Genomic DNA, 10295 nt, shown 5'->3' with positions numbered 1-10295 from the left:
CGGGCACGCCGGCCCGGCGGCCGGGGCACCACCCGCCGCGGACAACGGCGCGGACGCCACACCGCCGGCCCGATCGGGCGGTGCCGACGAGGGCAGCGCCGACGGGATGCTGGCCGCCGGCCTACTGGCCGGGCTGGGCGGTGGCGCGGCGATCGGCTGGCTGGTCAGCCGGTGGCGCCGACGCGACCCGGGCGAGGCGACCGCGCTCGCCGAGGTGACCGGCGACCCGGACGAGGCCGCGACGCTGGCCGAGATAACCGGCCGGGGGAACGACGCCACAGCGCCAGACCCGACGCCCACCAACCCGACGCCCGCCGATCCCCAGCCGGCTGTTCCCGCAGCATCGCGCTGATCCACTCGGCTTTCAGGAAGCCGCGGCATCCCCGCCGCCCGGATCCCCCGATTTGCAGGAAGCCGAGTGGATCATGCCCAGGGCCAGCGCAGGGCTGGGCAGCCCGGTTCGTCCGGGCAGCCCCGGAGGTCAGGGCAGCCAGGTAGGCAGCGGCTCGCGGGCGGCCAGCCACTGCTCGGGTACCCCGCCCGGGGTGCCGACGCCGGTGTGCGCCGCCACCACCGCTCCGGCGATGGCGGCCGTGGTGTCCACGTCCCCACCGGCCCGTACGCACGTCTCGATGGCCGCCGGATAGTCGTCGAGGTGGGTGGCGGCCACCCAGAGGGTGAACCCGACGGTGTCCTGGGCGGTCACCCGGGAGCCGTTGCCGAGCGCCGCCACCACCCGGGGCAGCGGCCGGCCGAGCAGCCCGGCGGCCCGGTGTACGCCCCGGTGCACCTCGGTGCCCGCGTCGAGCGCGGCGGCGATCCCGGCGAGCAGCCGCTCCGGGGCCGGCCGGTGCCCGTCGAGGCGGGCCCGGGTGGCCAGCGCGGCGGCGACGGCGACGGCGACCGCCCCGGCGATCCCCTCCGGGTGCGCGTGCGTCACCTCGGCGGACGCGCGGGCCTGCGCAGCGGCGCGCGCCGTCGAGTCGGCGAAGTACGCGCCCAGCGGGCCGACCCGCATCGCCGCGCCGTTGCCGCAGGAGCCCTGCCCGTCGAAGGCCGAGGCGGCGGCCAGCGGCCACGGGGTGCCGTCACGGATCAGCCCGAGGATCAGCATCGCGCCCGCGCCGTAGCCTCGGCGCGCAGAGCATCGCTCGGCGAAGGAGAGGGCCAGCCGGTCCCGGTCGATGCCGCCCGAGTCGGCCAACTGGGCGAGGACCGAGCAGGCCATCTCGGTGTCGTCGGTCCATTCCCACGGCGCCGGCGGCAGCGCGCCCGCGGCGAGATCCACTGGCGTCGGGCCCGGCAGGAAGTACTGCGCGCCGAGCGCGTCGCCGGTGGAGAGACCGGCGAGGCTGTCCCGGGCGAGCGCCAGGCGGGCATCGGCGAACAGGGTGAACGACATCGTCGTACCAGCTTGCCCGGTCGTCAGGCACGCCGCAACGCGATCAACTTGCCAGGCCAAGTACGGTCTTGTCGTGGCCTCCGTGCTCCTGGTCGAAGACGATCACGTCGTACGCGGCGCGATGCTGCGGTCCCTCACCGACCGGGGGCACGCCGTGCACGCCGTGGGTACGGCGTTGGACGCCCTGCGTCGGGTCGCCGCGGAGACACCCGACCTGGTGGTGCTGGACCTCGGCCTACCGGACCTGGACGGCTCGGACGCGCTGCGGATGCTGCGCGGCATCACCGACGTTCCGATCATCATCGCCACCGCTCGCGACGACGAGCAGTCGGTGGTGAAACTGCTGCGCGCCGGCGCCGACGACTACATGGTCAAGCCGTTCACCGGCGCGCACCTGGACGCCCGGATCACCACAGTGCTGCGTCGGGCCGGCCGGGCCAGTCGGTCCGTGCAGCCGGCGGTGCACAGCGTCGGTGGGCTGCGGGTGGACGTGGGCGAGCGCAGCGCCCAGCTCGACGGGGAGCCGCTGGCGCTGACCCGTAAGGAATTCGACCTGTTGGCGTATCTCGCCGCACGACCGGGGCGGGTAGTGTCCCGCCGGGAACTCTTGGAGGAGGTATGGCGGCAGCCATCGGTCGGCGAGGATCAGACCATCGACGTTCACCTGTACTGGCTCCGCAGAAAGATGGGCGAGTCCGCGGCGAAGCCGCGCTACCTGCGCACCGTGCGGGGGGTCGGATTCCGGCTGGTGGCACCGGACTGAGAACGGCGCTGGCCCTGCTCACGGCCGGCATGTGCAGTCTCGTGGCGCTCGCGTTCCTGATCCCGCTCGGGCTCAGCCTGCGGGAACAGAGCCGGAACGAGGCGATCGCCGACGCGGCGCGGCGAAGCGCCCTGGTGACCGGCGCGCTGGCGGTAAGCACCGACCCGGCGGTCGTCGAGCGTGCCGTGGTGGCCAGCGCCGAGGGCGCCCCCACCCGGCCCGTGGTGCACGGGTTGGGGTTGGACGAGTCCGCCGGTCGGGCCAGCGGCAGCGACCTGGACCGGGCCCGCTCCGAGCGCCAGTCGTTGGTCGTCGACGTCAACGGGGGTGTGGCCCGGCTCGACCCGGTCGTCCTCGGTGACCGGACGGCAGTGGTCGAGGTGTTTCTTCCGGAGTCGACGCTGGGTGAGGGCGCCGGCGGTACGTGGCTGTTGCTGTTCGCGGTCGGCGCGGCGATGGCCGGCGCGGCGGTGCTGGTGGTCGACCGGGTCGCTGCCCGCGCTGTGGACTCGACCCGGGGTCTGGTCAAGGCCGCGCTCTCCGTGGGCGACGGCGACCTCGGCGTACGCGTCGAGCCGACCGGTCCGCGCGAGTTGGCTGAGGCCGGGTACGCCTTCAACCGGATGGCGGACCGGCTGGACGCCGCCCGCACCGACGAGCGGGAGTTGGTGGCCGACCTCTCGCATCGTCTGCGTACCCCGTTGACGGTGCTGCGCCTGGACGCTGAGGCGTTGGAGTCCGACGACACCAGCGTGGGTTCGTTCAGCCCGGCGGAGTTGGACCGGCTACGCGGGATCCGGCGGATCCGGCAGGCGATCGTCACCCTGGAGGGTGAGATCGACGTGCTGATCAAGACCACCCGTAAGACGGTGGCGCTCGAGGCCGGGCCGGCGATGTGCGACGTCAGCGAGGTGGTCCGCGACCGGATGGTGTTCTGGGCGGCGTTGGCCGGCGACCAGAACCGCCCGCACCGGGTCAACGGCGCCCAGCTGCGCATCCCGGCACCGGTGCCCCGGGCCGAACTGGCCGCCGCGCTGGACGCGGTGATCGGCAACGTCTTCCGCTACACCCCGCAGGGCACCGCGTTCGAGGTGGCGGTGTCCCGGCGCGACGGTTACGTGGCGATCCGGATCGACGACGCCGGCCCCGGCATCGCCAACCCGGACCGGGCGCTGCGCCGGGGCGCCAGTGACCAGGGCTCGACCGGGCTCGGGCTGGACATCGCCAAGCGGGTCGCGTTGCAGGCCAACGGCTCGGTGAGCATCGACCGCGCCCGGCTGGGCGGGGCCAGCGTGGTGATGCTGCTCGCCGACCCGGAGGCGACGCCCCGGCAGGTCAGCCGCTTCGGTCTGGTCGGTCGGATGGCCCGTGACGCCCGGGACACGAAGGCCACCGGACGTCGCTGGCCCCGCCAGCGCCCCACCGACGACTGACCCCTGCCGAACCCGGGGCTGTGCGCCGGCGCAAGTCTTCCTTAGATCGCGGTTAACGACCGCGTTGGATCGGCTGCGGGCTGACAGGATCAGAGCACGAACCCACCAGTTCCACCGGCCGAGCGCACCACGCACCCCCGGCCGGTGGAGCCGCGCGCGCGGCGGGAGTCACAGGTCCCCCCACACCCACGCTCCCGCCGCGCGCCCTGCTCAACCGACCGGTCCAGCCGACCGGCCAGCTCAGTTGGCGGTGGCGAGGTACGCGTCGATTTCGGCGAGGATCCGCTGCTGGCCGGCGGCGTCCAGGAAGGACGCGGTCACCGCGTTGCGGGCCAGCCCGGCCAGCCCCTCGGCGCCGACGCCGAGCAGGCGGGCGGCCACCGCGTACTCGTCGTTGAGGGTGGTGCCGAACATCGGCGGGTCGTCGGAGTTGATGGTGACCAGCAGCCCGGCCTCGACCAGTCGGGGCAGCGGGTGCTCGTCGAGGGTGGCCACCGCCCGGGTGCGCACGTTGGAGGTCGGGCAGATCTCCATCCCGATCTGTCGCTCGGCCAGGTACGCGAGCAACTGCGGGTCCTGCGCGGCGGAGATGCCGTGCCCGATCCGCTCGGCGCCCAACTCGTTCAGCGCGTCCCAGACGGTCTGCGGGCCGGTGGTCTCCCCGGCGTGCGGCACCGAGCGCAGCCCGGCGGCGCGGGCCTGGTCGAAGTACTGCCGGAACTGCGGTCGGGGTACGCCGATCTCCGGGCCGCCCAGACCGAAACTGACCAGCCCGTCCGGGCGCTCGTCCAGCGCGATGCGCAGCGTCTCCTCGGCTGCCGGCAGGCCGGCCTCGCCGGGGATGTCGAAGCACCAGCGCAGCTCGATGCCGAAGTCGGCCAGGGCGCGTTTGCGGGCGTCCTCGATGGCCTCGCAGAACGCCGGCGCGGGAATGCCCCGTCGGACGTGCGAGTACGGGGTGATGGTCAGCTCCGCGTACCGGACCTGTTGGCGGGCCAGCTCGCGGGCCACCTCGTGGGTGAGGATCCAGACGTCCTCCGGGTCGCGGATGAGGTCCACGACGCTCAGGTAGACCTCGATGAAGTGCGCGAAGTCGCGGAACTCGAAGTAGCTGGCGAGCGCGTCCGGGTCGGCCGGCACGGGGGTACGCCCCTCGTGGCGGGCGGCCAACTCGGCGACGATCCGGGGCGAGGCGGAGCCGACGTGGTGCACGTGCAGCTCCACCTTGGGCAGGCCGGCGATGAAGGTGGAAAGGTCGGTCACGGGTTCTCCTGGGCATGGTCGCCGGTGCGGGCGACGACGAAGACGCGGCGGAACGGGAAGTACACCTGACCCTGCCGCACCGGGTACGCCGCGGCGAGCCGTACTCCCAGCTCGGCCCGGAAGGCGGACCAGCCGGCGGCGTCCAGTGCGGCCCGGACCGGGCGCAGCGCGGTGCCCTCCATCCAGGCCAGCACCGGGTGCTCGGCGGCGGATCGAGCCGGCAGCAGGTGCACGTAGGTAGTCTCCCAGGCGTCCACCGCGCAGCCGGCGGCGGTCAGCAGCGCCGCGTAGTCGGCCGGATCGTCGACCGGGTCCGCGCGCAGCAGCGGGGCGACCTCGGCCCGCCAGGTCGGCTGGCTGGCGACCTCCCGCAGGGCGCGGTGCGAGTCGGCGGCGAAGTTGCCGGGAACCTGCATGGCGAGCCAGGCGCCGGCGGGCAGCCCGGCAGCCCACCGGCGCAGCAGCTCCTGGTGGCCGGGGACCCACTGCAACGCCGCGTTGCTGACCACCACGTCCTCGTCGCCGGCCGGAGCCCAGTCGCGCAGGTCGGCGACCGCGAAGTCGACCGGCGCGCCGAGGGCCTCGGCCCGCTCGATCATGTCGGGTGAGGAGTCGAGGCCGCGCACCCGGCTGGTCGGCCAGCGCTCGGCGAGGACGGCGGTGAGCTGGCCGGGGCCGCAGCCGAGGTCGATCACCGCCCGGGGTCGCTCGGCCGGGATCCGGGCGAGAAGGTCGTGGAACGGCCGGGATCGCTCGTCGCCGAAGCGCAGGTAGGTCGTCGGGTCCCACATGGTCGCCTCCAAAACCGTACGTCCGTACTGCTAAAGGTACGGCTCGCGTGGCAGGGTGGCAACCCGATCACTAGGCTCGGGGCATGGAACAGCGCAGCTTCAACCGGCTCGGCCGGACCGTTGGCGCGGTCGGCCTGGGCGCGTGGCAACTCGGCGCCGACTGGGGCACCGTCAGCGAGGACGACGCGATGGCGGTGCTCGCCGCCGCCGTGGACGCCGGGGTCACCTTCCTCGACACCGCCGACGTGTACGGCGACGGCCGCAGCGAGCAGCTGATCGGCCGCTTCCTGCGCACCCGACCCGACGCCGGGCTGACCATCGCCACCAAGATGGGCCGCCGCGTCGAGCAGCGGCCGGAGGCGTACACCCTGGCCAACTTCCGGCAGTGGACCGACCGTTCCCGGGCCAACCTGGGCATGGACACCCTGGACCTGGTCCAGTTGCACTGCCCGCCCACCGAGGTCTTCTCCTCCGACGAGGTCTTCGACGGCCTGGACACCCTCGTCGCCGAGAAGGCCATCGCCGGGTACGGAGTCAGCGTCGAAACCTGCGACCAGGCCCTCACCGCGATCGCCCGACCGGGGGTGGCGAGCGTCCAGATCATCCTCAACGCGGTCCGCCACAAGCCCCTCGAGCGGGTGCTGCCGGCCGCGGCGACAGCCGGTGTCGGCATCATCGCCCGCGTGCCGCTCGCCAGCGGTCTGCTCTCCGGCCGCTACGACGAGCACACCGAGTTCCCCGCCGACGACCACCGCAACTACAACCGGCACGGCGCGGCCTTCGACGTCGGCGAGACGTTCTCCGGAGTCGACTTCGACCGAGGTCTGGCCGCCGTACGCCGGCTGGCCCCGCTTGTCGACGCGGACCGCACGATGGCGCAGTTCGCGCTGCGCTGGGTGTTGGACCAGGCGGGCGTCACAGTGGTCATCCCCGGCGCCCGCGACGCTGACCAGGCCCGACGCAACGCCGCCGCGGCGGCCCTGTCCCCGCTCACCGACGAGCAGTTGGCAGCCGTCCGCGAGACCTACGACGAGCTGATCCGCCCGCAGGTGCACGACCGGTGGTGACCCGCGCGCCCGGGGTGCTCGCGCCGCGCCGCCCGGCCGGCGATGCTGGACGGCGGTGCGCCGCCCCGGGCGCCGGAGAGGGGACACGATGAGGGGCTGGCTTCCGCTCACCCTCGGCCTGCTGGCCGTGGTGATCGGTGCGGTGTGGACGGTCCAGGGCCTCGGCTACATCAGCGGCAGCGTGATGACCGACGAGAAGATCTGGGCGGTCATCGGCCCGCTGGTGACGCTCGCCGGGCTGGTGGTGCTCTGGCTCGGCCTGCGCTCGCGTCGACGCTGACCCGTCGCTCCGCCGGGGAGCCTGAGCAGGCGAAAGCCCCGCATCCCAACCGGGATGCGGGGCTTTACCACGACCCTTGAGCCGGATCGTCCCACTGGCCGGCGGGGGCCGGCCGTCCTACTCAGATGGGACGGACCTGCTCAGCCTGCGGGCCCTTCTGACCCTGAGCAATCTCGAACTCCACCCGCTGGTTCTCCTCCAGCGAGCGGTAGCCGCTGGTCTGGATGGCCGAGAAGTGGACGAACACGTCAGCACCCCCACCATCGACGGTGATGAAGCCGAAGCCCTTGTCAGCGTTGAACCACTTCACGGTTCCCTGAGCCATGTGTATCTCCCTCTAAAAACTGGCGGCCGTGCACGCCGTCCGGCCGATTGGCCGTTTTTGAGCAGCGGCGCCTGAGGCGGCCCCACGAAGGAGACTTCTCTCAACCCACGCCATCTCGCAACAGCGGGGACCAGCAAATCACGGAGGTAAAAAGTCTGTCACGACCTCTCCGACGAATTTCTCCGACATGTGACCTGACGGATGCCTCAGGTGCGCTGGGCGGCGTGCGATGCCATGCGAAAGCCCCCTTCCCATCGATGCGGGAAGGGGGCTGAGGTCGCTGCCAGGTCAGTCCGGCCAGCTGCCGGTCATCCGGCGTACGCCGACCGCGCCGCCCCGGTCCACGGCGGCCCGGACGACCGCGAAGATGGCGCCCTGCAACGCCGCGGCGGCCAGGATCTCGCCCCAGCCGCGATCCTCGTCGGTCGCGTTGGGCGCCTCGCCGTCGCCCGCGGTGACCTTCCAGACCTGCCGGAAGATCGCCCCGGCCACCGTGCCAGCGGCGATACCCAACAACACGCCGACCGGCCGGTACGCGACCCTGCCGATGCTCTTACTCACCTACGCCTCCCCCGCACGATCATCAGCACCACCACTGTGGCCACCGCACCGGCCGCGATGGCCGCCCACGGCACCGGGTTGCGGCGCACCAACTCGCCCTTGTCGTACGCCTGTGCGCGTACCATCTCGCCTTTTTCGTACGCCTGCGCCCGCGCCATACCGGCGCCACGCGCGGCCTGCCCACGGACCCGGGCGACGGTCTGCGCCGCCTGCTCCCGCATCCGCTCCTTGGCCTGCTCGGCGGACTCCTTGAGACGCGCCTTGACGTCGGCCTTGGCGGCCAACGCCTCCATCGTCTCGCCCAACTCGACCCGGGTGCGACGGATCTCCTCGCGGAGGGCCTCCGTGTCGCCGGTCCCGTTACCGGTCATTGCCGCCCCCTGTCCTTCACCGCGGCGGTGACGGTGTCCATGTCGGCCCGGAGGCTACGGACCGTGGCCGCCGGCACCGGCGGGACGGCACGGCTGACCTGCTTCTTGCCCACCAGGGCGAGGATGCCGGCCACCAGGAAACAGGCCACCGCCACGATCAGCGCCGCGGCCCAGGCGGGCAACACCAGGTCGAGCAGCAGGATCGCCGTGGCGACCAGCGCACCCAGACCGAAGAACGCGAGCGCGCCACCGCCGCCGAACAGGCCGATCCCGATGCCCGCGTGCTTACCCTTCTGGGTCAACTCCGCTCGGGCCAGCGTCAGTTCGTCCCGCACGAGGCGGGAGATCTGCTCGGTGGCCCGCTGCACCAACTCGGCGGTGGAGGGCTCGCTCCCGTTCTGGGATGTGCGGGCTTTCGCCACGTCAGCCATGCTGTCCTCCTTTCCTCATCACCGCGCTGTATGCCCGAAGTCGCCGCTCGTCAATCCTAAAGCGCGCCAGGCAGCTCACCGTCCCCGTTGTCCGGACGCCGCGCCGCCAATGCGCGGCCAGCCGCCGCGATCACGCCAGAGACGTCCGGCAGCACATCCCCAACCCAAGCCCGACCAAACCTCCCGACCAACCCCCGGCCTCACCCGCAGCGGTGATCATGAGGTTGGCGGAGACAAACCGGGCGCACTCACCAGTCAAGTCCATGATCGTCGGGGGCTGCCGCGCAAGATCGCGCTCGATCCTGGTTGTAGTGGCCTTGATGGGGATGGAGGCCACTACAACCAGGACGTTGCACGATCTTGCGGGGCGGGGCGGGGCGGGGCGGGCGGTTCCTTTTAGGGGCGGGTTTCCTCGGGGCCTACGAAGGCTTCGCTGCGGGCGTCGCCGTCGTCGCTGCCGCCGAAGACACGGGCGTCGTCGGGCGCCTCGGTGTCGGACGGGCGGCGGGCCGGCCGCCTCGGCTGCACCCACTGCCAGGACAGGTTGCTGTTGGAGTCGCCCAGCTCGGTGCGCAGCCGGGGCATCGCTGTCGGGCGGTTGTCCCGGATCCAGGCGACCAGGTGCTCCCGGACGAGGCAGCGCAGGTCCCACAGGCTGCCCGCGTCGGCGGCGCTGACCAGCGCGCGCAACCGGACCGTCCCGCCGGTGGCGCCGGTGACCTGGAGGACGCAGACCCGCCCGTCCCACAGTTCGGTGCCCTCGACGAGGCGGCGCAGCTCCTCGCGCATGGTCTGCACCGGCACCGCCCAGTCGACGTCCAGTTCGGCGGTGCCGAGCACCGCCGCCTCCGTCCGGGTCCAGTTCTGGAACGGCTTGCTGGTGAAGTACGAGGTGGGCAGGATCAACCGGCGGTCGTCCCAGATCTGGACCACGACGTAGCTGAGGGTCAGCTCCTCGATGCGACCCCACTCCCCCTCGACGACGACCACGTCGTCGAGCCGGACGGCGTCGCTGAAGGGGAGTTGGAGGCCGGCGAAGACGTTCCCCAGCAGGCTCTGCGCGGCGAGCGCGGCCACCACACCGACCACCCCGGCCGAGGTCAGCACACCGGCGCCGATGCCCCGCACGCTGGGGAACGTCATCAGCATCACGCCGACGGCCAGGATGACGACCACCGCGATGGTCAGTCGGCGCAGCATCACCACCTGGGTTCGGACCCGCCGGGCGTGCCGATTGTCCGGTACGTCGACCCGGAACCGGGCCAGCGCGGTGTCCTCCACGACGACCAGCAGACCGGCGACCAACCAGGCGAGGGTGGCGATGACGCCGAGGATGAGCAGGTGCAGCAGCAGGCGACGCCAGCTCTCGCCGACCGCGTACCCGGTGGTGAAACGAACGGCGAACTGCACGGCCAGGACCGTTGCGGCGACCTGGAACGGGCGGTGGGCGTGGTCGGTCAACTCGGTCAACAGCAGTGATCGGCGGCCGAACCGCCGGGTCAACCGGTGGACGACCTCGACCAGGAACAGGGCGACCGCCGCCGCGACGAGCGCGGCGACGGCCGTTTCAAGATAGTTCTGCACGGCTTCGGTGCTCCCCTTCGACCA

General features: G+C 72.6%; 12 protein-coding genes and 1 pseudogene. 5 read left to right on the top strand and 8 right to left on the bottom strand.

Features of this window, described 5'->3' with window-relative positions; translation table 11 throughout:
- Positions 1-352 (top strand): annotated as a pseudogene (locus NIE79_RS04155) (DUF1775 domain-containing protein); the annotation flags it as partial.
- Positions 353-481: 129 nt separating this feature from the next.
- Here the strand turns inward: NIE79_RS04155 and NIE79_RS04150 are convergent.
- Complete coding sequence (locus NIE79_RS04150) at positions 482-1402, bottom strand: ADP-ribosylglycohydrolase family protein (protein WP_238677264.1); 921 nt, start codon at positions 1400-1402, stop codon at positions 482-484.
- A gap of 73 nt (positions 1403-1475) precedes the next feature.
- Here NIE79_RS04150 and NIE79_RS04145 point away from each other — a divergent pair, with 73 nt between their 5' ends.
- Together NIE79_RS04145 and NIE79_RS04140 are read left to right on the top strand one after the other, a co-directional pair.
- The gene (locus NIE79_RS04145; protein ID WP_091401712.1) at positions 1476-2165 is read left to right on the top strand and encodes a response regulator transcription factor; all 690 of its coding nucleotides are present in this window, start codon (positions 1476-1478) and stop codon (positions 2163-2165) included.
- A 29-nt stretch (positions 2166-2194) separates the two neighbouring features.
- Positions 2195-3598 carry a HAMP domain-containing sensor histidine kinase gene (locus NIE79_RS04140; RefSeq protein WP_238677263.1) on the top strand — a complete coding sequence of 468 codons (1404 nt, stop codon included), beginning with the start codon at positions 2195-2197 and terminating at the stop codon, positions 3596-3598.
- Between the two features lie 240 nt (positions 3599-3838).
- Here the strand turns inward: NIE79_RS04140 and NIE79_RS04135 are convergent, their stop codons facing one another.
- On the bottom strand, positions 3839-4861 hold the full coding sequence (locus NIE79_RS04135) for an adenosine deaminase (RefSeq protein WP_238677262.1): 1023 nt from the start codon (positions 4859-4861) through the stop codon (positions 3839-3841).
- Entirely contained in the window at positions 4858-5652 is a 795-nt protein-coding gene (locus NIE79_RS04130) for a trans-aconitate 2-methyltransferase (protein ID WP_238677261.1), read from the bottom strand. The genes NIE79_RS04135 and NIE79_RS04130 overlap by 4 nt, the downstream gene beginning before the upstream one ends.
- A gap of 83 nt (positions 5653-5735) precedes the next feature.
- On the opposite strand from NIE79_RS04130, the gene NIE79_RS04125 reads away from it, so the two are divergent.
- Positions 5736-6719 (top strand): aldo/keto reductase, encoded by a 984-nt coding sequence (locus tag NIE79_RS04125; protein ID WP_238677260.1) that lies wholly within the window; start codon positions 5736-5738, stop codon positions 6717-6719.
- A gap of 88 nt (positions 6720-6807) precedes the next feature.
- Positions 6808-6999, top strand: coding sequence for a hypothetical protein (locus NIE79_RS04120; protein ID WP_238677259.1), 192 nt, complete (start codon positions 6808-6810; stop codon positions 6997-6999).
- Between the two features lie 121 nt (positions 7000-7120).
- Here NIE79_RS04120 and NIE79_RS04115 read toward each other — a convergent pair whose 3' ends face one another.
- The 5 genes from NIE79_RS04115 to NIE79_RS04095 all read right to left on the bottom strand — a co-directional run bounded on the left by NIE79_RS04115 (position 7121) and on the right by NIE79_RS04095 (position 10271).
- Positions 7121-7324 (bottom strand): cold-shock protein, encoded by a 204-nt coding sequence (locus tag NIE79_RS04115; protein WP_030338233.1) that lies wholly within the window; start codon positions 7322-7324, stop codon positions 7121-7123.
- Between the two features lie 288 nt (positions 7325-7612).
- Positions 7613-7885 (bottom strand): DUF4235 domain-containing protein, encoded by a 273-nt coding sequence (locus NIE79_RS04110; protein ID WP_130400249.1) that lies wholly within the window; start codon positions 7883-7885, stop codon positions 7613-7615.
- Entirely contained in the window at positions 7882-8256 is a 375-nt protein-coding gene (locus NIE79_RS04105; RefSeq protein ID WP_210785212.1) for a DUF3618 domain-containing protein, read from the bottom strand. Before NIE79_RS04105 ends, NIE79_RS04110 begins: the two co-directional genes overlap by 4 nt.
- Complete coding sequence (locus tag NIE79_RS04100; protein WP_030338239.1) at positions 8253-8687, bottom strand: phage holin family protein; 435 nt, start codon at positions 8685-8687, stop codon at positions 8253-8255. Before NIE79_RS04100 ends, NIE79_RS04105 begins: the two co-directional genes overlap by 4 nt.
- Before the next feature lie 396 nt (positions 8688-9083).
- A complete protein-coding gene (locus tag NIE79_RS04095) occupies positions 9084-10271 on the bottom strand; it encodes a mechanosensitive ion channel family protein (RefSeq protein WP_238677281.1) in 1188 nt (395 codons plus the stop codon).
- Positions 10272-10295: the final 24 nt, after the last annotated feature.

Source organism: Micromonospora trifolii (assembly GCF_022229005.1).
Classification (GTDB): domain Bacteria; phylum Actinomycetota; class Actinomycetes; order Mycobacteriales; family Micromonosporaceae; genus Micromonospora; species Micromonospora trifolii.
Note: the sequence above shows the minus strand (reverse complement) of the source record. Positions and strands in the feature narration are given on the sequence as shown.

Coding starts and splice junctions, on each gene's coding strand:
- NIE79_RS04120 (WP_238677259.1), top strand. CDS start 6,808: ATGAGGGGCTGGCTTCCGCTCACCCTCGGCCTGCTGGCCGTGGTGATC.
- NIE79_RS04150 (WP_238677264.1), bottom strand. CDS start 1,402: ATGTCGTTCACCCTGTTCGCCGATGCCCGCCTGGCGCTCGCCCGGGAC.
- NIE79_RS04100 (WP_030338239.1), bottom strand. CDS start 8,687: ATGGCTGACGTGGCGAAAGCCCGCACATCCCAGAACGGGAGCGAGCCC.
- NIE79_RS04105 (WP_210785212.1), bottom strand. CDS start 8,256: ATGACCGGTAACGGGACCGGCGACACGGAGGCCCTCCGCGAGGAGATC.
- NIE79_RS04115 (WP_030338233.1), bottom strand. CDS start 7,324: ATGGCTCAGGGAACCGTGAAGTGGTTCAACGCTGACAAGGGCTTCGGC.
- NIE79_RS04130 (WP_238677261.1), bottom strand. CDS start 5,652: ATGTGGGACCCGACGACCTACCTGCGCTTCGGCGACGAGCGATCCCGG.
- NIE79_RS04125 (WP_238677260.1), top strand. CDS start 5,736: ATGGAACAGCGCAGCTTCAACCGGCTCGGCCGGACCGTTGGCGCGGTC.
- NIE79_RS04140 (WP_238677263.1), top strand. CDS start 2,195: ATGTGCAGTCTCGTGGCGCTCGCGTTCCTGATCCCGCTCGGGCTCAGC.